Source organism: Oceanihabitans sediminis (assembly GCF_003337215.1).
GTDB classification, from domain to species: domain Bacteria; phylum Bacteroidota; class Bacteroidia; order Flavobacteriales; family Flavobacteriaceae; genus Oceanihabitans; species Oceanihabitans sediminis.
In genome coordinates, this window is sequence record NZ_QPIG01000001.1 from 1020966 (window position 1) to 1041180 (window position 20215).

Below are 20215 nucleotides of genomic sequence, written 5' to 3' on the forward strand. Positions count from 1 at the left end.
AAAGGAGGAAACACCCCAATAAAATTATTTACTTAATTCAGTAAAATACTTATAAAACAACGGAATGGTCTCAATACCTTTTAGGTAATTCCATACGCCGAAATGCTCGTTTGGTGAGTGAATTGCGTCACTATCTAACCCGAATCCCATTAAAATGGTCTTGCTTTTTAATTCTTGCTCAAAAAGCGAAACGATAGGAATACTTCCTCCGCTACGTTGCGGAATTGGTGTTTTTCCAAAAGTATCTGCATAAGCTTTGCTAGCTGCTTGGTATCCAACGCTAGTAATTGGTGTAACATAACCTTGTCCGCCATGATGAGGTTTTACTAATACTTTAACGCCTTCTGGAGCAATGCTTTCAAAGTGTTTTTTGAATAATTGTGTGATTTCTTCCCAATCTTGGTTTGGTACTAAACGCATAGAAATTTTAGCATAAGCCTTGCTTGCAATTACTGTTTTTGCACCTTCACCAATATAACCTCCCCAGATCCCGTTTACGTCTAAAGTAGGTCTGATGGAGTTTCTTTCGTTGGTAGAATAACCTGCTTCTCCGTAAACAGCATCGATATCTAAAGCTTTTTTGTAATTCTCTAAAGAGAAAGGAGCTTTAGCCATTTCTGCTCTTTCTTCTGCAGAAAGATTTTCTACTTTATCATAAAAACCAGGAATTGTAATATGATTGTTTTCGTCGTGTAACGAAGCAATCATTTTACTGAGTACGTTAATTGGGTTTGCTACTGCACCACCATATAAACCAGAGTGTAAATCTCTGTTAGGACCTGTAACTTCTACTTCTACGTAGCTTAATCCGCGTAACCCTGTTGTGATAGAAGGAACATCTTTAGCAATCATTCCGGTATCGGAAATTAAGATAACATCGTTGCTAAGTTTTTCGCGGTTTTCTTTTAGGAAATCTCCTAGACTTTCACTTCCAACTTCTTCTTCTCCTTCAATCATGAACTTTACGTTACAAGGTAGTTGGTCTGTTTTGGTCATTAGTTCCAATGCTTTTACGTGCATGTACATTTGTCCTTTGTCATCACAGGCACCACGAGCAAAAATAGCTCCTTCCGGATGTAAGTCTGTTTTTTTAATTACAGGCTCAAAAGGAGGGGAGTTCCATAAATCTAATGGATCTGGTGGTTGTACGTCGTAATGACCATATACTAAAACGGTAGGTAAGTTTTTATCAATAATTTTTTCACCATATACAATTGGGTAGCCTTTGGTTTCGCAAACCTCTACAAGGTCACAACCTGCTTCTTCCAGTCTGGTTTTTACAGCTTCTGCTGTATTTAATACATCTTGCTTATAGGCAGAGTCGGCACTAATAGAAGGAACTTTTAAAAGCTCTATTAGTTCGTCGATAAATCTGTCTTTATGCTGATCTACATACTTTTTAATGTCTTGCATATTGTTGTTTTTGATTTATACAAAAGTACAAAATTGAAAAGAATTTAATTTTTGAAAAAAATCCGTTTGTTTTTTTAAACATTTGTTTATATTTGCATCCCGATTTAATCGGTATCAAGCAGGCGTGGTGGAATTGGTAGACACGCTAGACTTAGGATCTAGTGCCGCGAGGTGTGAGAGTTCGAGTCTCTCCGCCTGTACAACAAAAAGCTAACTCAAAAGAGTTAGCTTTTTTGTTTTCTGTAAATCAGGGTTTTAGTTTAAAGGAAACTCGTATAGTTTTCCTCCAGTACCGCTTTTTCTCTCATCGGTAATATAAACAGAGGTACTATCTTTAAAGCTGATGCTTTCTTTTTGAGAAATAAATCCTAATGAATATTCTTTTAGCCTTCCGCTTAAAAAATCATCTTTTTCAAAATCTGTAAAGAGCCAAACGGATTTAGAGCTTAGTAAAACCACTTTTTTGCCATCGCTACTTATATCTGCTGAGGTAATCCAACAATGGGATTCGTTACAGGTGGTAAGAGAGCTAATAAATTTAGCTTCATGATTGCCTTCTTTCGCAGGGATTTTATACAAGTTCGTTTTTCCGAAATCTCTTTTGTCTCTACTTTTTGTAAATAAATACAGGCTGTCCTTATAAAAGAAAAATGCCTCGCAGTCGAAATGACGGTTCGATTTTTTAGGTGGAAATTTATTTTGCTCTGGGTAGTAAAAGGAAATTTTTTCGATAGCAACTTTAGATTCACTGTTTAAATCTTTTGCTTGAACTTTTAAGATAGTTAGATTCTTACGTTTATTATCGTTGTTTCCAAAATCTCCTATATAAATATTCCCTTCGTTGTCGCTAGTTAAGTCTTCCCAGTCATTGTTTTTAGCTTGTATCTTTAATTCTTTTTTTATGTTTCCTTTTCTGTCTAATCCGTATAAGATAGGTTTGTTTCCACTATCGTTTACCATCCAAAGGGTATTGGAGTTTTCTATTACTTCCGTACCTGAAACTTCCTTTAGGATACTAGGTAAGTCTGCTAAGGTTCTTAAGTCTTTTGTTTTACAACTAAATTGTAAAAGAATTACTAGAATAAAAAGTTTTTTAAACATGTTTTAGCTTTTGGGATGCTAAATTTACATAGAATTTAAAACTTAATAATTTTTAGTGTCTGTGTTTTATGGTTTTTGTTTCTAACTTTCAGAAAATAAATGCTTTGAGATATATTTGAAATATCAAATCTGTGATTTGCTTGAAATTCTCCTTCAAACTTTTTTATTAGTTTTCCGCTAATATCAAATAAAGTTAATTCTGTAGCTGCTTTGTTTAGAGAAAAATGACTGTTTGTAGGATTCGGAAAAACCATCAAATCAGTGAAACTTTCATTGTCTTCTATGGTTAAGCTAGGGTCTAATGTTCCTTCTAAATAAATAGTATGAGTATAATTGTTATTATAGGTAACTACAACCACACCGCTGCTAGTTTCTTGCGTGGTGTCATTTAAAGTAACTTCGATTATCATGTTTTGATTTGCGCCAACTAAACGATTATCATAATTAGCATCTAAGGTGTAATTCGCACCAGAAATAGTCACGTTATCTATATAGGTTCCTGTGGTGCCTGTGGTATTAGACATCGTAATTTGAATGTTTGCGGTTCCTTGGTTTTCGCCATATAGAAACAGCTTTGTTGTTTCGTCAGGAGTGAAAATGCTGTTAATATTCGGGCTGCCTGTTGGGTTGTCTATATTATAATACTCCATTTTTTTCATAGAGTTACCGCCTTCAGATCCGCCTGCAATATGGATTCCATCTCCAGAAACAATGGCTTGAATACCGTGTCTTCTGTAGTTTAAGCTTGCTTTGGTTGTCCAAGTTTCTGTTACAGGATCAAAGGCCTCCACAATATCTCTTTGACCGTTGTTTCCAGTGGTGCTTCCAAAAGTGGTTTCACCTCCGATGACAAATATTTCATCTTGAAATAATACAACTGCGGCTCCTGCTCTAGGGTGTGTGATATTGCTAGCTGCAGGTAGGGTTGTCCATGTGCTACTTGTAAAATCATAAACGTCTACTTCTGGTACCTGAGGTTTAAAAAGTCCATCTGGCCCTCCTGAAAGTCGACCACTAAGCGCATAAAGTTTATCGTTATAAACGACTACCTGAAAATGATCTCTCGGGTTCGGAGCATCTGTTAGCTGCGTGTAAGTGCCAGTTGCAGGATCAAATTCATCAAAATAAGCAACATAGCCTCCGTTATGTCCGTTTACATTCCCACCAACGATGTAGAATTTATTATTATACATAGCTACACCTGCAGCGCCTCTTTTTCTATCGTTAGGAATTTCTATGCCTTGTATCCATTCTTCAGAAGAAGGATTATACATGTAAATATAGTCTGTAGATTGTTCTGGCGTTGGTTCGTTTGTTTTAAATGCGCCCATCACCCAGATTAGTCCTTCGTAAGTTACTGCTTGAAAGTGGTTAAACTCTACTGGTGCTGCACCTCCGTTACTCCATGTGTTTGTGTTATAATCATAAACATCTAATACTGTTGGTGATTCACGCCCTCCAAACATAATAAACTTATCACCTACTTGTGTAAAACCGAATTGGTGTCTTGCCGTATAGTTTTCATCTTCATTTTTTTCCTGCCAAGTTTGTGCATACAGATTTTGGGAAAACCCATATATCAGTAGAAAAAAAATAAAACTAGAAAGTTTAGGATAGGGGGTGTCACAGATTGAAAATCTTCTTTTTTTCATAATAAACTGATTAATAGCTTGATATAAAGGTAGTTTAATTTTAAATACATAGCTGTATGAGAAGCTTTTTTTAACATTTTAAAAGAAAAATAATCCAAGAAGATTATGATTTAATAATGGTAAATTTGTCCTGTTTTAAAATAATATGAAAGAACAAGACGTAATAATAATAGGAGGTGGTGCAGCTGGTTTTTTTGCTGCAATTAATATAGCAATGCAAAATCCAGATTTGCAGGTAACCATCTTAGAGAAGGGAAAAGAAGGACTTCAGAAAGTAAAAATATCTGGAGGAGGACGCTGTAATGTTACGCATGCAGAGTTTATTCCGCAGGAATTGGTGCAAAATTACCCTAGAGGAGAAAAGGAGCTTCGCGGCCCCTTTCATCAGTTTATGACTGGAGATACCATTGAATGGTTTGAGAATAATGGGGTTGCTTTAAAGATTGAAGAAGATGGAAGAATGTTTCCGGAATCTAATTCCTCTCAAACTATTATAGATTGTTTTTTAGGTTTAGCAAAAAAGCACAAGGTGCATGTTGCTTATAGTCAAACTGTAAAATCGATTATACCTCAAGAAAATTCATGGCTTATTAAAACACAGTCTGATGAATTTCAAGCTAAAAAACTTTTAGTAGCTACAGGAAGTAGTCCGAAAATGTGGAAACTTCTAGAAACACTAAGCCATGCAATTATTCCACCTGTTCCTTCGCTTTTTACTTTCGATATAAAAGATAAACGCATACAAGGAATTCCAGGTGTGGTAGCTCAGCATGTAGAGGTTAAAGTGGTGGATTCCGATTTGTATTCTGAAGGTCCGTTACTTATCACGCATGTAGGCATGAGTGCTCCTGCTATTTTAAAACTCTCTGCTTTTGGAGCAGTCGAACTAGCAAAACGAAATTATAAATTCTCGATTGCAATTAATTTCATAAAAAGATCTTTTCAAGATTGTATAGAAGCATTAAAACAACTGAAATTTGACTTAGCAAAAAAGACTGTATTAAAAACAGCACAGTTTGATTTGCCTAAACGCTTGTGGCAACAATTGGTGTTAGCAGCTTCCATTTCAGCCGAAACTCGTTGGGCAGATTTAAATAAAGGGCAGTTGGAAGCGCTAGCGAAACAACTTACCGAAGCTATTTTTAAAGTAGATGGTAAAAGCACCTTTAAAGATGAATTTGTAACGGCTGGCGGCGTTGATTTAAGGGAGATTAACTTTAAAAATTTTCAGAGTAAACTGCATGAAAACCTATACTTTGCAGGTGAAGTATTAAATATAGATGCCATTACTGGAGGGTTTAACTTTCAGAATGCATGGACAGGCGCTTATATTGCAGCGCAGCATATTTCTAAATCCTAAAAGCTATAAGTTTAACAGAATAGAATTATAAACTATCTTTGCTGAAAATTTAATTTAATGCAAGCAGAAAACTTTATTCCCACAACCTACAATAGCCATTTAGAATCAGGAAAAATCACCTGGTCTGCACCTAGTAATATTGCATTGGTTAAGTATTGGGGGAAAAAAGAACACCAAATACCAGAAAATCCATCTATTAGTTTTACGCTTGATGCTTGTAAGACCATAACAAGTTTAAGTTATTCTAAAAAAGAAAATACTTCAGGTTTTTCTTTTGATGTGATTTTTGAAGGAGAGAAAAACCTAGATTTTAAACCAAAAATCGAAACGTTTTTCAAAAGAATAGAAAAGTATCTGCCATTTTTAAAGGCATACCATTTTACCATTGAAACATCTAATACCTTTCCTCATAGTTCTGGAATAGCATCTTCTGCATCTGGAATGAGTGCTTTGGCTTTGTGCTTAATGAGTATAGAAAAAGAACTTCAGCCAGAAATTAGCGAAACGTATTTTAATCAAAAAGCATCTTTTTTAGCTCGTTTAGGTTCGGGTTCTGCATGTAGAAGTATAGAAGGCGATCTTATTGTTTGGGGAGAACATAGTGAAATAGCAGGTAGTTCTGATCTTTTCGGAATAAAATATCCTTATGAAGTTCATGAGAATTTCAAAAAATACCACGACACTATTTTATTGGTAGATAAAGGGGAAAAACAAGTGAGTAGCACCGTAGGTCACAACCTGATGTATCAGCACCCTTTTGCTAAACAACGTTTTTTGCAAGCCGAAGAAAACATAACAAAGCTAAAAGAAGTTTTAAAGACTGGTGATTTAAAGCAGTTTATAGAAATTGTGGAAAGTGAGGCCTTAACGCTGCATGCAATGATGATGACAAGCATGCCGTATTTTATTTTAATGAAGCCAAATACGCTTAAAATCATTCATGCTATTTGGGAATTTAGAAAAAATACCGGACTACATATCAGTTTTACTTTAGATGCTGGAGCAAATGTACATGTTTTATACCCTGAAGCGGAAGCTGAAAAATGCATGGAATTTATTAAGAATGAATTAGTTGTGTATTGTCAAAACGGGCATTATATTTGCGACAGAATTGGCTTTGGAGCAAAATTAATGAAGTAGTAATATTTTAAAATCGCAGCTTAGTTCGGTTAAACTGAAGTTAAGTTGTTAGAAAAGAAAATATTATTTAGACAAAAAGTTTTAATTTTGCAGCAGATATTGTTTATATTTATAAAGAATTGACGCAGAAGCAATAGGCAGAAAGCAATTAAAACCACTTGTTGCTTGGGTGAAATACCTACAGAATAAACAGAATTATTACATTATTGAAGTGCATTTTTTAAACGGCAAACAATAATTTTTATTTATAAATTATACATTTTTCATTATCATATGAAAGGACCTCTATTTTACTCAAAAATACTGCTCTTTGGGGAGTATGGAATCATTAAAGATTCCAAAGGATTATCTATCCCTTATAGCTTTTATAACGGAGCTTTAAAGATGGATGATTCTTCAACAGAACAAGCTGTAAAGTCTAATGAAAGCTTAAAGCGTTTTGTAACGCATCTTAAGCAAATAGATAAAAGCATTGTTTCTTTTGATTTTGAAAAATTAGAGGAAGATGTGCAAGCAGGAATGTATTTTGATTCTTCTATACCTCAGGGTTACGGAGTAGGAAGTTCAGGAGCATTGGTAGCAGCTATTTACGATAAGTATGCAACCAATAAGATTACTGTTTTAGAAAACCTAACTCGTGAGAAATTATTACAGCTAAAAGCCATTTTTTCTGTAATGGAATCTTTCTTCCACGGAAAATCTTCGGGGTTAGATCCTTTAAACAGTTATTTAAGTATTCCAATTTTAATTCATTCGCAAGATAATATTGAGGCAGCAGGAATTCCTTCACAAACTAGTAATGGAACCGGAGCTGTGTTTTTAATTGATAGCGGAATGACTGGTGAAACAGCACCAATGGTTAGTATTTTTATGGAAAACATGAAACAAGAAGGTTTCCGTAATATGCTAAAAGACCAATTTATAAAACACACAGATGCTTGTGTTGACGATTTCTTAAAAGGAGATATTAAATCTCTTTTCAAAAACACCAAGCAACTTTCTAAAGTAGTATTAAACAACTTCAAACCAATGATTCCTAAACAGTTTCATGAGCTTTGGAAAAAAGGAATTGATTCTAACGATTACTACCTAAAACTTTGTGGTTCTGGTGGTGGTGGCTATATTCTAGGTTTTACAGAAAACTTTGAAAAAGCAAAACAATCCCTTAAAGATTATAAGTTAGAGGTAGTTTATAATTTTTAGGTTTTATAGTCATACCTTTCTGAAAATTTTCAGGAATTTATTAAACCCTTTTTTATGTTCACCCGCAGACAGAAGCATATTCTTTTAAAGTTTTTTAGCATGTTTTCTGTAGTGAGGGGATACAATGTGTTAATTGTAGTTTTAGCGCAATACCTTACTTCTGTATATATTTTAGCGCATGATAAACCCGTTCGCGATGTGGTTTTAGATCTGCAACTTCTTATGTTAGTTTTAGCTTCAGCTTCAACCATTGCAGGTGGTTATATTATCAATAATTTTTACGATTCAGAAAAAGACTTAATCAATAGGCCAGAAAAATCTATGTTAGATAGATTGGTGAGTCAAAACACCAAACTTTCTTTCTACTTTGTGCTTAACTTCTTAGCGGTAATCATGGCTAGTGCGGTTTCGTTTAAAGCCGTTTTATTCTTTTCTACCTATATTTTTGCTATTTGGTTTTATTCACACAAACTAAAAAAACTGCCAATTGTAGGTAATGTTGTATCGGCAATACTAACTATTACACCGTTTTTCGCCGTTTTCTTATACTATAAAAATTTTGAGGAAGTCATTTTTGCACATGCAAGCTACTTGATCTTGATAGTTTCTATGCGCGAATTGGTAAAGGACTTAGAAAATATGAAAGGCGATTTGGCTTTAAACTATAAAACCATTCCAATAGTTTATGGGGAAAAGGCTTCCAAAATTATGCTTAGCTGTTTGTGTGCGCTTACTTTAATTCCAACCTATTTGCTAGTGTATAAATACGAAATTGGAAGAATGGATTACTTCTTCTATCTAGCGGCTTTTTTACTCCTAGTTTTTCTGTTTTTACTTTTTAAATCTAAAACAAAAACCCAGTTTTTAGTTCTTCACAATATCCTGAAATTCATCATCGTTGCAGGAGTTTTTAGCATTTTACTTATAGATGTAGGTCTGCTTTTAAACAAGTTGGTTGCCCTTTAATTATACAGATTCTTTTATCATTTGGGCGTTTGCTACTCCGTTTTAACTACGTAGCACCGCGCTTTAGCAAGTCGCTTTTTTGTCTTTATTATTTGCTATAAAACTTTTATATTTAAAGCTAAATGTCATAAAGTAAGTAAGATGTGTGTAAAGACAAAAAGAGCTCCAACAATTGCACAATCGCTAACGCAAGAATTGTATTACATCAAAAATCAGAACACAACAAACATAAATCATAATTTATACTATATCTTTGCAAGTTCATACATCGCAAATAAAAGTATAGATGTAAATAATTAGTAGATTAATCATGAGTAGACAACAAGGAAGTAAAGGAAAAGGAAAATCTTCAAGTAGAGGAAAGGATGTAAATAAGGGGAAAACTTCAGCAAGAGGAGAAGCTACTGGCAAACCAAAGAGTTCGGCTAGAGGAAATGCTCCAATAAAAAAAGCAATACCACAAAAAAGATCCTCTAATCCAGATGAGATTAGATTAAATAAATATGTGGCTAATTCTGGCATGTGTTCTAGAAGAGATGCAGATTTACATATAGCAACAGGGCTAGTTTCTGTAAACGGAAAGATAGTTACAGAAATGGGTTATAAAGTAAAGTTAGACGATGAGGTTCGTTTTGACGGAGCTAGAATAAACCCAGAGAAAAAAGCCTATGTTTTATTGAATAAACCTAAAGGTTTTGCAACTACAACAAGCGAAGGAAAAGGTCGTACGGTTATGGATTTAGTTGCCAATGCAACTACCTCTAGAATTAAACCAATAGGGAGGTTAGGTAGAAATAGTAAGGGATTATTGTTATTTACCAATGATGATTTGATCGTGAAAAAATTTACCAATTCTAAAAATGGTGTGCCTCGTTTATTTCATATTGAATTAGATAAAAATTTAAAAGCAGAAGACTTTAAGAAAATTAAAGACGGCTTTAAAATTGATGGGAAACTAGTTTCGGTAGAAGAAATAAGCTATATAGATGGAGCATCTAAAAAAGAAATAGGCCTTAAAATCAAAAACACTGGAAATATTATTATTCGTACTATTTTTGATTATTTAAAATACGATGTTATTAGTGTAGATTGTGTTGCCATTGGACACCTTACCAAAAAAGATATTCCTCGTGGACATTGGAAACACTTAACAGAACAAGAGTTAAATACTTTAAAAATGTTATAGGTTTTTTTTAGCCGATTATAAAATAATATGCTTCTGCTTGGGAGCATATTTTTTTTTGCTTTTTACTAAGTGTTAATAATAGGTTATAATGCTTATGTGCAAATGCTATTTTATAAAGAATTACTTAAGTTTATGCCACATAAAAAATCTATTCTATGGAAGATCAAAAAATAGCTTTTATTAAATCAACTTACGAAAACACAATTCCGTTTCATAAGTTTCTAGGTGTTAAAGTCGAATTGCTTGAAGATAACTTTACTAGAGTTCGTGTTCCTTTTAAAAATGATTTAATTGGCGATTTTAGAAATAACAGATGGCATGGTGGAGTTATTGCTTCGGTTATGGATTCTCTAGGAGGTTTGGTAGGAACCATGCATTTTACTTCTTTAGAAGATAAACTTTCTACTATCGATTTGCGAATAGATTATTTACACGGCGCTAAAGCAAAAGATGTTTTAGTAGAAGGGAAGATTGTAAGACTAGGTAATAGAATTCTAGTAGTTAAAATGAAAGCCTTTCAAGACGACGTTTTAATAGCAGAAGGAAAAGGTGTATATAATTTTATTCGAATGGGAATAAATGCGGATTAAGCTAAACGCTTAATCCACATACAATCTATAAGAAATCTTCTTTAAGCTATATTAGCTTCTTCTAAAGAAGATTTTTTTGTTTTATTAATCTTTAGCTGTAGCAATACTACCATGCTTACAAAAGCTACAAGAATGATTAAGAATAGGTTGGTAAGCTCAAGACTTATAGAAGCTAAATCCCCTCCGTAAAATCCAATTTTTCTAAATCCGTTTAAAAATTGCGTTACCGGTATAAACTGCGCTACGCCTGTTATAACATCTGGAATGGCAGATGTTGGCCATGTAAAACCACTTAAAATAAAAGCAGGTGTTGAAATTACCATTAGTAGCTCGGTAGCTTTCAACTGACTAGGAATTGCAATAGAAAATAGCATTCCAATAAACATAGAAGCTAGTGTGAATACCACCGTTAATACTAGCATAGGCAGATTAAAAATATCTACGGTAATATTAAAGTACACAAATAGCATACTTACAAAAAACCACATAATTGGAAGCATTAACAAAAATGGTGTTGCTTTTAGTAAGATATGATATAAAGACGATTTACTTTCTTGTATAAGATCTGAGAAATATCCACTTTCAAAATCTCTAGAAAACACTAAGGCCATAGCTAAAAAGATTACCTGTTGCATAATAGCTGCTAGAATACCAGGTAGCATAAAAGTAACATAGTTTCCTGAAGAGTTATAAAGCTTGTTAAAGTTGATTTTAAAGCTTTCATAGGAATCTTTAGCTTGATTTGGGTGTAGTCCCTGTTTTTTCAATCCTTCAATCTCTACACCGGCATTAAGCGTCATCAAGACTCTGTTAATATTGTTACTCGCTGTGTTAGCGTTTAAAATATTCGTCATATTTAAATCTACACGAATTTCAGGGTGTTTTTTCTGAAGAATATTCCTTTCAAAATCGGTAGGTATTGTTATAACCGCTATATATTGTTCGGTAGGCATTTCTGCACGAATGTTTCCATCGGTAGGTCTAACATCGGTAACAAATAAACCTTCGTTGTCTTCAAAAGCATCAATCATTTTATCGGACATCGGACTTCTATCCTGGTCGATAATTACAATAGGTAAATCGGTAACCTTTGCCTGCTGATATACAAAAGCAAATAAAATACCGTAGCCTATTGGAGCTCCGAAAAAGATAGCCATCAACACACTATTTGAAAAAATGTGTTTGAACTCTATCTTCAATAAGTTTTTGAATTTTTTCATTACTTGATTAGAATAGTTGCGTTTGTATAAAATTTTTGTCCCGAAACATCTTCTGCAGGAACCACTTTTAGCTCATAAATAGATTCTGATAATTGGTATAAAGGAGCTGTACTTGTGATGTCGGCATATTGTGCAAGCTGTTTGATAGCAATGATTTTAGCCTTGGTTTCTTCTTTTGTATACGGATTTACAAGCGTTAATTCTTGACCTACTTCAAAATCATAAATCTTAGATTCTGGAATGGTAAATCGGAAATAAACACTCTCTGTTTTGTATCCGTTAAATAGCGTGTAGCCTGGAGTTAGCAGTTCGCCTTCTTCTAAACTAATAGTTTCAACAGACATGTTTGCTGGTGCAATTAAATACTGTTCATTGGAAGCAGAAAGCACTTCTTCTTTAGCTCCTAATGCTCTGTCTAATTGCCCTTTTGCTTGTTGTATTTGTTCGGATCTAGCTCCTTTTATAATTTCTTTTTTCTTTGCTTCTAAACCATCAACTTGCGCTTTTGCCATGTTCAGTTTCATTTTTACTTCGTCAAATTGCTGCTGACTAATTAATGAGTCTTGAAGCATGTTTTTTAGTCGGTTATAAGATTCTTGAGCAAAGTCTAATTGCGCTTTTCCAGCGTTTAGTTTTCCTTCAATCTGACTTAGTTGCTCGGAAGTTGCTCCGTTGTAAGCCATATCTAACTGTCCTTTTGCAGCAGCTATAGCTCCTTCAGCTTGCATCATTTTAGCATGTACTTCCGGAATATCTAGTAAAGCAAGAGTGTCTCCTTTTTTTACAGTTTGTCCTTCTGTTACATAAAGCTTTTCTACTCTTCCAGGAACTTTTCCGCTTACAGAAATAGTTTCAAATTTTACTTTTCCTCTTAAGGTTGTTATTTGATCGTCTTTGCAAGATTGTAAAGCGAGTAGGGCAAGGCAGCCTAATAATATGTTGTTATATAATTTCATTTCTATATGTTTTTCTAGTTAGTAAGTAAGTGTTCCTTTGGCGTGAAGCATATTGGCTAAAGCTCTTCTTTCGTTAAAATAAGATTCTTGTAGTTTGAAATTTGCTTTTTCTACATCGTTTAAAGCATCTAGCAACTCTGTTATAGATGTTAGGTTGTTTTTGTACTGCTTGTTAACTAGTTCGTAGGTTTCGTTTGCAATTTCAATTTCTTTTTTAACTATCAGGGTGTTTTGCTGCGCCGATTGGTATTCTAATTCTGATTTAATAATGCTTAAAGAAATCATTTCTTCTGCTTCTTCAATTTTATCACGGTATTTCTGACCTTCTAAAGCAGTTTGTTTGCTTTTTAATCTTGCGTGATTTCCATCAAAAATATTCCATCTAACGCCAACTCCAACGTACCATTTTGGGTCTAATAAGGATAAATCATCCTCAATAAATTCGTAGTGTCCTTTCATGGCTACTTTTGGGATAAAATTACTTTTTTCCATTTTAGCCTTATAAAGTGTTGCTTTTTCAGCTTCTTCTAAAGCTTTTACCTCGTAACGTTTTTCAATATTAGCATTGGATGCAACTACAAAGGATGCTAACTGCGGTTGTAACATTCTTAGGTTTTCTCTAGCTTCTCCTGTTAGTTGGTGAAGCACTTCAATTAATAAAATATTGTTATGCTCAAATTCTAATTTTTTAGCCTCAAGTTGTTGTTGTGCTAATTCAATTTTCTTTCTGCTAATTGGTGTAGTCAAACCGTTTTCAATAGCTTTATTTACGTAGAAGGCTTGTTCGTTTAAATAGTTTTCTGTGTTATCAAGCACTTGTTTAGATGCTTTTACCAAAGCAAGCTTATCATAGGCTTCAATAATTTGTAGGGCAAGCTTATCTTTTTCTGCCATACCTACATAGTTTAAAGAAGCTTCTTTGTGCTTACTAGCCTTTAGCGCGTTGCTTGCTTCTAGTCCGCTAAACAAAACCCAATCTACATCTACCGACGATTTTAAAATATTTTTGTCTTGTAGGTTTGGTGCATCTTGTAAAGGGATGTTTTCTGGAAATGGCGCGTTAAAAGGTAAGCCAAGCGCTTCTTTTATAACCAGTTTTTGTGTTTCTTTTAATAGGACTTGTGTTTCATCGTCAAATGTAATGTCGTCATTCAGTCTTGTGAAGCTTCCGTTAAAGGTTACTTTAGGTAAGAAAACCGATTTTGCTAGTTGTTGGTCAATTTTAGCTTGTTCTCCTTCTAGACGATTAGCGTTTATTTGATGATTTTTTTCAAGGCCTTTATGGATTAAATCCTTTAAAACTGGATCTAAATCTTGTGCCATAGTTAAAGTTGGTACCATTGCTAGGAAGGAAAATAGCAAGGTTTTTATAATAGCATGCTTTATATTCATTGTAAATAATTTTATAGATACAATGCAAAGGTTGTAAAATTTTAGGAGATATCATTTGACCAATATCAAATAATGAAAGTTTTGAAAATGAGTAGGTTGTGGTGGGTTTGGGTTATTTTTGAGAATTGTTTTTTCTTATTCTGCTCAAGGTCTCTTGTGTCATTCCTAAATAAGAAGCTATATGCCCTAGAGGGACATGGTAGGCTATATCTGGAAATTCAGCAAGCATATATTCATAGCGTTCTCTTGCTGTTTGAAATTGAATAGCGTTGAGTTTGTTTACTATTTTAGTTAGCATTTCTGTTGTAGCAAGTCTTCCTAGTTTTTCCATTTTAGGATATTTATCAAAAAGCATATCGATTTGGCTTTTTGAAATGCTATACAAAATGCAATCCTCTAAAGTTTCTAAATAGTATAAGCTTGGGGTTTGCTGAAAAAAGCTATCGGCACTTGTCATGAATTTGCCCACACCAAAAAACCACTGTGTTATTTCTTTTCCGCTATCATTAAGATAATAGCTTCTTGCCATGCCTTCTTCTAAAAAATATAAATAATTACAAATATCTCCTTGGCTTACTAAAACCTTGTTTTTAGAAACGGTTTCTTTTTTAAAATGCGACAGAATATCTTCTAATTCTTCTTTGGTAAAAGGAACTAGTGTTAATAAAAACGCAGATATACTCATAAGGAGGTTTGTTTGGCTGTGTAAGATACCAAACATAAAGTTTTTCCGTTGTAAATTCAAGTAAGAAAAAGACTAAAAAAGCAAGAGGATAAGAATCTTTAAAAATAATTTCAAAAAATCCTTGCAATTCAAAAAAATGTATTTCTTTTGTACTGTATTTAGCTGAACAAATTGAACTCTGTTTATATGTTCGGGCTTTTGAAAATTAGGAAGTCATATTCAAAAGCAGCTTACAGATTAAGTGACCGAATTTTAAAGCTAACTTCCGTATTTACTACCATATTTGCTAGCCAGCATCAGTACGGTTTTGTGCCTACTACCGAGCTTAAAATCCAAGTTTGATAAGATTTAATATTCTGTAAAAACAGGGTTTATTCTTCTGTATATTAAATAATTACTATAAATTTATTAAAATTTTATTTTCTTCTAGAGGTGTTTTATCATGTATAAAATATTTTCCAGGAGAATAATATTCTATCCATTAAAAACAAAAAAATGAACACAAAGTATTTTGATTTAATAAATCAAACTTTCGATTTTCCTCAAGAGGAATTTACCCTTGAGAACAATAAATTAAACTTCCATGATATCAACCTTATGGAATTGGTAGAGCAATATGGGGCACCTTTAAAATTTACCTATTTACCACAAATATCTAATAATATAAACCGTGCAAAAACTTGGTTTAAAGATGCTATAAAAAAGCATGACTATAAAGGAAGTTATAACTATTGCTATTGCACAAAAAGTTCCCACTTTAAGCACATTTTACACGAAGCTTTAAAGAACGATATTCACATTGAAACATCTTCTGCTTTTGATATTGATATTGTAGAAAATCTTAAAAAGGAAGGGAAAATTACTAACGATACTTATGTGATAAGTAACGGTTTTAAACGTGAGCAATACATAACAAATATTGCTAGACTTATTAACCAAGGCCACAAAAACTGTATTCCAATTATTGATAACTACGAAGAAATCGAATTACTTTCAGAAGAAATTAATGGAAAATTCAATGTAGGAATTCGTATTGCTTCAGAAGAAGAGCCTAAGTTTGAGTTCTATACTTCTCGTTTAGGAATTGGTTATAAAAACATTGTTCCTTTCTACAAAAACCAAATAGCAAATAATGAAAAAGTGAGCTTAAAAATGCTTCACTTCTTTATTAATACTGGGATTAGAGATAATGCTTATTACTGGAACGAGCTTTTAAAATGTTTAAAAGTTTATACTAGCTTAAAGAAAATTTGTCCGAGTTTAGACAGTTTAAATATTGGTGGAGGTTTTCCAATCAAAAACTCTTTAGCGTATGAGTTTGATTACGAATACTTAGTAGACGAAATTATTAACCAAATTAAAACTACTTGTGAAGAGGAGGGGGTAGATGTACCAAATATTTTTACAGAGTTTGGAAGTTTTACAGTTGGTGAAAGTGGGGGTGCTATTTACGAAGTGCTTTACCAAAAGCAACAAAACGATAGAGAGAAATGGAATATGATTAACTCTTCTTTCATTACTACTTTACCAGACACTTGGGCTATAAACAAGCGCTTTGTGATGTTGCCAATTAACCGCTGGGATCAAAGTTATGAACGCGTTTTACTTGGAGGTTTAACTTGTGATAGTGATGATTATTACAACAGTGAGCAGCATATGAACGCTATTTATTTACCAAAATACAATAAAGATAAACCATTATATATTGGCTTTTTTAACACCGGAGCATACCAAGAATCTATTGGTGGTTTTGGTGGATTACAACACTGCTTAATTCCGTCACCTAAGCATATTTTAATACAGAAAGATAAAGACGGAAACCTTTCAACAGAAATATTTAGTGAACAACAAAAAAGTGAAGACTTACTTAAAATTTTAGGTTATGAAAACTAATACCTATGCTGGAATTCCAGAGGAGCATGCAAAATTAGAGCAAGCAAAAATTGTATTAATACCTGTGCCTTACGATGGTACAAGTACTTGGCAAAAAGGAGCAGATAAAGGGCCGGAAGCCTTTTTAAGTGCTTCAGAAAACATGGAGCTGTATGATATTGAAACAGATACCGAAGTGTACAAACAAGGTGTTTATTTAGCAGATGCAGTAACAGAAAATAGTTCACCAGAAGCTATGGTAGCTGCGGTGCACCAAGCAACAAAAAAGTATATTAAAAGAAATAAGTTTGTTACCATTTTTGGTGGAGAGCATTCCATTTCTATTGGTACTATTCGTGCTTTTAATGAAATGTATCCAAACTTAACGGTATTACAATTAGATGCGCATGCAGACTTACGTCAAAGCTATGAAGGGTCTACTTGTAATCACGCTTGTGCAGTTTATGAAGCAAGTCAGACAACCAACTTAATTCAAGTCGGAATCCGCTCAATGGATGCTATTGAAAAAACGGTAATGGACGAAGATAAAACCTACTTTGCTCATGAAATGGCTTTAGACGATACTTGGATGGATGCTGCAATAGATCAAATGACAGAAAATGTATTTATTACTATAGATTTAGATGCTTTTGATCCTTCTATTTTACCAAGCACAGGAACTCCAGAGCCAGGTGGGTTATTATGGTATGAAACGCTAGAGTTTTTAAAGCAAGTTTTTGAAGAGAAAAACGTGGTAGGTTTTGATATTGTTGAACTTTGTCCAAATCCTAGCGAAAAGTCTTCAGACTTCCTAGCGGCTAAATTATACTATAAAATGTTGAGCTATAAGTTTCAGAACGAAGATGCAGAAGACGATTATGACAATGCTTTTGATAGCAATTACGAAAACAAAAATATAAATACTAAATACAACGACGAAGATGAGTACTAAAGGTCCAATTTCTCAATTTATTGAAAAACACTACTTGCATTTTAATGCAGCTGCATTAGTAGATGCAGCAAAAGGTTATGAAGCACAGTTAGATTCTGGAGCAAAAATGTTGGTTTCTCTTGCGGGAGCTATGAGTACTGCAGAACTTGGTAAAAGTTTTGCTGAAATGATTCGTCAAGATAAAGTGCAAATCATTTCTTGTACTGGAGCAAACTTAGAAGAAGATATCATGAACTTAGTAGCACACTCTCACTATAAGCGTGTTCCTAACTATAGAGATTTAACACCAGAAGATGAGTGGGCTTTATTAGAAAAAGGATTAAACCGTGTTACAGATACTTGTATACCAGAAGAAGAAGCTTTCAGACGCTTACAAAAGCATATTGTAAAGATTTGGAAAGAAGCAGAAGCGAATGGAGAACGTTACCTTCCGCATGAATATATGTACAAAATGTTACTTTCAGGAGTATTAGAACAATACTATGAAATAGACATTAAAGATTCTTGGATGTATGCAGCAGCAGAAAAAAACTTGCCTATTATCTGCCCAGGATGGGAAGATAGTACTATGGGAAACATTTTTGCAAGCTACGTACTAAAAGGAGAGTTAAAAGCTAGTACCGTAAAATCTGGAATTGAGTATATGACATTCTTAGCAGATTGGTATACAAACAATTCTCAAAACGGAATTGGATTCTTCCAAATTGGAGGAGGAATAGCGGGAGATTTCCCTATTTGTGTGGTGCCAATGTTATATCAAGATATGGAGCGCCCAGAAACACCATTCTGGAGTTACTTCTGTCAAATTAGTGACTCTACAACAAGTTATGGTTCTTATTCTGGAGCAGTACCAAACGAGAAAATTACTTGGGGAAAACTAGATATAAACACACCTAAATTTATTATAGAAAGTGATGCTACAATCGTCGCACCATTAGTTTTTGCTTATATTTTAGGATTATAATGGACGAAAATAAAATCGATAATATTGAGCTTAAGTATTTAACTGTTGATGATTTTCAAGAGTTAAAAGAAGCAACTTTAGCATCTTATGCAGGAGTGCTTAATTCCTATTGGAAAAAGCACCATATTGAAGAACTTACTTCTATGTTTCCTGAAGGACAGATTGTTATAAAAATTGACGGAGACATTGCAGGTTGTGCATTATCGCTTATTGTAGATTATGACAGTATTGATGATGAACATACTTATGAAGATATTATTGGTGGAAAATCTTTTAAAAACCACGATCCGGATGGGGATGTTCTGTACGGAATTGATGTGTTCATCAAGCCGCAATACAGAGGATTACGACTAGGAAGAAGACTGTACGATTACCGAAAAGAAGTTTGCGAAAACCTAAACTTAAAAGGAATTGTTTTTGGAGGAAGAATGCCTAATTATTATAAGCATAAAGATTTAACTCCGAAAGAATATATTGAGAAGGTAAAGCGAAAAGAAATTCATGATCCAGTTTTAAACTTCCAAATATCGAATGATTTTCATCCGGTTCGTGTGCTTAAAGGGTATTTAGAAGGAGATACAGCTTCTAACGAGTATGCCGTTTTAATGGAGTGGGATAATATTTATTATACCAAGCCAAATAAAAAGGCAAGTACCGTAAAAACGGTGGTTAGACTTGGTCTTATTCAATGGCAAATGCGTCCGTATAAAGATCTAGAAGATTTAATGCAGCAGGTAGAATATTTTATCGATAGTGTTTCTGCTTATAGATCAGATTTTGCTGTTTTTCCGGAGTTTTTCAATGCTCCTTTAATGGCAGAATTCAATCATATGCATGAGCCAGATGCCATTAGAGAATTAGCAAAGTTTACAGAGGTTATCGTTGAAAAACTAAAGCAATTATCTATTTCTTATAACATTAATATTATTTCTGGAAGCATGCCAGAAGTAGTAGATGATAAACTATATAATGTAGGTTATTTATGTAGAAGAGATGGAAGCACAGAACGCTATGAGAAAATTCATGTAACTCCAGATGAAGCAAAGGTTTGGGGGATGCAAAACGGAAATAAACTGCAAACCTTTGAAACAGATGCCGGTAAAATTGGTATATTGATTTGCTATGATTCGGAGTTTCCGGAGTTGTCCCGTTTGTTGGCAGATGAAGGCATGGATATTTTATTTGTTCCATTCTTAACAGATACACAAAACGGATATTCTCGAGTTAGACTTTGTGCTCAAGCACGTGCTGTTGAAAACGAATGTTATGTTGCAATATCAGGAAGCGTTGGTAACTTGCCTAACGTAAATAACATGGATATTCAATATGCGCAATCTGCAGTGTTTACGCCTTGTGATTTTTCATTTCCAAGTAATGGAATCAAAGCGGAAGCAACTACAAATACAGAGATGATATTAGTAGCAGATGTGGACCTAAGTTTGTTGAAAGAACTACATTCTTTTGGAGCTGTAAAGAATTTAAAAGATAGAAGAAAAGACTTTTATGATGTTATTAGAGTTAATAATAAATAATGTCATTTTTTTTATAAAAAATTAAGATTAA

At 33.8% G+C, this 20215-nt stretch carries 17 protein-coding genes and 1 tRNA gene; 11 read left to right on the forward strand and 7 right to left on the reverse strand.

What is annotated here, in order from left to right; all coding sequences use genetic code 11:
* Positions 1-24: 24 nt before the first annotated feature.
* Positions 25-1413, reverse strand: coding sequence for a dipeptidase (locus DU428_RS04580; protein ID WP_072349985.1), 1389 nt, complete (start codon positions 1411-1413; stop codon positions 25-27).
* A gap of 118 nt (positions 1414-1531) precedes the next feature.
* On the opposite strand from DU428_RS04580, the gene DU428_RS04585 reads away from it, so the two are divergent.
* Positions 1532-1613 (forward strand) — tRNA-Leu (locus DU428_RS04585).
* Between the two features lie 55 nt (positions 1614-1668).
* Here the strand turns inward: DU428_RS04585 and DU428_RS04590 are convergent.
* Both DU428_RS04590 and DU428_RS04595 read right to left on the reverse strand, forming a co-directional pair.
* On the reverse strand, positions 1669-2514 hold the full coding sequence (locus DU428_RS04590; RefSeq protein WP_072349984.1) for an SdiA-regulated domain-containing protein: 846 nt from the start codon (positions 2512-2514) through the stop codon (positions 1669-1671).
* A 35-nt stretch (positions 2515-2549) separates the two neighbouring features.
* Positions 2550-4166, reverse strand: coding sequence for a Kelch repeat-containing protein (locus DU428_RS04595; RefSeq protein WP_113966205.1), 1617 nt, complete (start codon positions 4164-4166; stop codon positions 2550-2552).
* Between the two features lie 145 nt (positions 4167-4311).
* Here DU428_RS04595 and DU428_RS04600 point away from each other — a divergent pair, with 145 nt between their 5' ends.
* The 6 genes from DU428_RS04600 to DU428_RS04625 all read left to right on the forward strand — a co-directional run bounded on the left by DU428_RS04600 (position 4312) and on the right by DU428_RS04625 (position 10611).
* A complete protein-coding gene (locus DU428_RS04600; RefSeq protein WP_113966206.1) occupies positions 4312-5526 on the forward strand; it encodes a BaiN/RdsA family NAD(P)/FAD-dependent oxidoreductase in 1215 nt (404 codons plus the stop codon).
* Positions 5527-5583: 57 nt separating this feature from the next.
* Positions 5584-6666, forward strand: coding sequence for a diphosphomevalonate decarboxylase (gene mvaD / locus DU428_RS04605; protein WP_072349981.1), 1083 nt, complete (start codon positions 5584-5586; stop codon positions 6664-6666).
* A gap of 273 nt (positions 6667-6939) precedes the next feature.
* A complete protein-coding gene (locus DU428_RS04610; RefSeq protein WP_072349980.1) occupies positions 6940-7869 on the forward strand; it encodes a mevalonate kinase family protein in 930 nt (309 codons plus the stop codon).
* 54 nt (positions 7870-7923) lie between these two features.
* The gene (locus DU428_RS04615) at positions 7924-8835 is read left to right on the forward strand and encodes a geranylgeranylglycerol-phosphate geranylgeranyltransferase (protein WP_113966207.1); all 912 of its coding nucleotides are present in this window, start codon (positions 7924-7926) and stop codon (positions 8833-8835) included.
* A gap of 310 nt (positions 8836-9145) precedes the next feature.
* The gene (locus DU428_RS04620) at positions 9146-10021 is read left to right on the forward strand and encodes a pseudouridine synthase (RefSeq protein WP_113966208.1); all 876 of its coding nucleotides are present in this window, start codon (positions 9146-9148) and stop codon (positions 10019-10021) included.
* A 155-nt stretch (positions 10022-10176) separates the two neighbouring features.
* Positions 10177-10611 (forward strand): hotdog fold thioesterase, encoded by a 435-nt coding sequence (locus tag DU428_RS04625; protein ID WP_072349977.1) that lies wholly within the window; start codon positions 10177-10179, stop codon positions 10609-10611.
* 41 nt (positions 10612-10652) lie between these two features.
* Here DU428_RS04625 and DU428_RS04630 read toward each other — a convergent pair whose 3' ends face one another.
* The 4 genes from DU428_RS04630 to DU428_RS04645 form a co-directional block, all read right to left on the reverse strand.
* Positions 10653-11831 (reverse strand): ABC transporter permease, encoded by a 1179-nt coding sequence (locus DU428_RS04630; protein ID WP_072349976.1) that lies wholly within the window; start codon positions 11829-11831, stop codon positions 10653-10655.
* Entirely contained in the window at positions 11831-12787 is a 957-nt protein-coding gene (locus DU428_RS04635; RefSeq protein WP_072349975.1) for an HlyD family secretion protein, read from the reverse strand. Before DU428_RS04635 ends, DU428_RS04630 begins: the two co-directional genes overlap by 1 nt.
* Positions 12788-12805: 18 nt before the next feature.
* Entirely contained in the window at positions 12806-14179 is a 1374-nt protein-coding gene (locus DU428_RS04640) for a TolC family protein (RefSeq protein ID WP_113966209.1), read from the reverse strand.
* Between the two features lie 112 nt (positions 14180-14291).
* A complete protein-coding gene (locus DU428_RS04645) occupies positions 14292-14864 on the reverse strand; it encodes a Crp/Fnr family transcriptional regulator (protein ID WP_072350026.1) in 573 nt (190 codons plus the stop codon).
* Positions 14865-15359: 495 nt separating this feature from the next.
* Here DU428_RS04645 and DU428_RS04650 point away from each other — a divergent pair, with 495 nt between their 5' ends.
* From DU428_RS04650 to DU428_RS04665, 4 genes are read left to right on the forward strand one after another with little or no spacing between them, the layout of a single operon-like run.
* Positions 15360-16757 (forward strand): type III PLP-dependent enzyme domain-containing protein, encoded by a 1398-nt coding sequence (locus DU428_RS04650; RefSeq protein WP_072349974.1) that lies wholly within the window; start codon positions 15360-15362, stop codon positions 16755-16757.
* Complete coding sequence (gene speB, locus DU428_RS04655) at positions 16747-17688, forward strand: agmatinase (RefSeq protein WP_072349973.1); 942 nt, start codon at positions 16747-16749, stop codon at positions 17686-17688. The genes DU428_RS04650 and speB overlap by 11 nt, the downstream gene beginning before the upstream one ends.
* Positions 17678-18652 carry a deoxyhypusine synthase family protein gene (locus tag DU428_RS04660; RefSeq protein WP_072349972.1) on the forward strand — a complete coding sequence of 325 codons (975 nt, stop codon included), beginning with the start codon at positions 17678-17680 and terminating at the stop codon, positions 18650-18652. Before speB ends, DU428_RS04660 begins: the two co-directional genes overlap by 11 nt.
* Positions 18652-20184 (forward strand): bifunctional GNAT family N-acetyltransferase/carbon-nitrogen hydrolase family protein, encoded by a 1533-nt coding sequence (locus DU428_RS04665; protein WP_072349971.1) that lies wholly within the window; start codon positions 18652-18654, stop codon positions 20182-20184. The genes DU428_RS04660 and DU428_RS04665 overlap by 1 nt, the downstream gene beginning before the upstream one ends.
* Positions 20185-20215: the final 31 nt, after the last annotated feature.

Coding starts and splice junctions, on each gene's coding strand:
- DU428_RS04615 (WP_113966207.1), top strand. CDS start 7,924: ATGTTCACCCGCAGACAGAAGCATATTCTTTTAAAGTTTTTTAGCATG.
- DU428_RS04650 (WP_072349974.1), top strand. CDS start 15,360: ATGAACACAAAGTATTTTGATTTAATAAATCAAACTTTCGATTTTCCT.
- mvaD (WP_072349981.1), top strand. CDS start 5,584: ATGCAAGCAGAAAACTTTATTCCCACAACCTACAATAGCCATTTAGAA.
- DU428_RS04665 (WP_072349971.1), top strand. CDS start 18,652: ATGGACGAAAATAAAATCGATAATATTGAGCTTAAGTATTTAACTGTT.
- DU428_RS04645 (WP_072350026.1), bottom strand. CDS start 14,864: ATGAGTATATCTGCGTTTTTATTAACACTAGTTCCTTTTACCAAAGAA.
- DU428_RS04660 (WP_072349972.1), top strand. CDS start 17,678: ATGAGTACTAAAGGTCCAATTTCTCAATTTATTGAAAAACACTACTTG.
- DU428_RS04625 (WP_072349977.1), top strand. CDS start 10,177: ATGGAAGATCAAAAAATAGCTTTTATTAAATCAACTTACGAAAACACA.
- DU428_RS04640 (WP_113966209.1), bottom strand. CDS start 14,179: ATGAATATAAAGCATGCTATTATAAAAACCTTGCTATTTTCCTTCCTA.
- DU428_RS04580 (WP_072349985.1), bottom strand. CDS start 1,413: ATGCAAGACATTAAAAAGTATGTAGATCAGCATAAAGACAGATTTATC.
- DU428_RS04630 (WP_072349976.1), bottom strand. CDS start 11,831: ATGAAAAAATTCAAAAACTTATTGAAGATAGAGTTCAAACACATTTTT.
- DU428_RS04590 (WP_072349984.1), bottom strand. CDS start 2,514: ATGTTTAAAAAACTTTTTATTCTAGTAATTCTTTTACAATTTAGTTGT.
- DU428_RS04635 (WP_072349975.1), bottom strand. CDS start 12,787: ATGAAATTATATAACAACATATTATTAGGCTGCCTTGCCCTACTCGCT.
- DU428_RS04600 (WP_113966206.1), top strand. CDS start 4,312: ATGAAAGAACAAGACGTAATAATAATAGGAGGTGGTGCAGCTGGTTTT.
- DU428_RS04620 (WP_113966208.1), top strand. CDS start 9,146: ATGAGTAGACAACAAGGAAGTAAAGGAAAAGGAAAATCTTCAAGTAGA.
- DU428_RS04610 (WP_072349980.1), top strand. CDS start 6,940: ATGAAAGGACCTCTATTTTACTCAAAAATACTGCTCTTTGGGGAGTAT.
- DU428_RS04595 (WP_113966205.1), bottom strand. CDS start 4,166: ATGAAAAAAAGAAGATTTTCAATCTGTGACACCCCCTATCCTAAACTT.
- speB (WP_072349973.1), top strand. CDS start 16,747: ATGAAAACTAATACCTATGCTGGAATTCCAGAGGAGCATGCAAAATTA.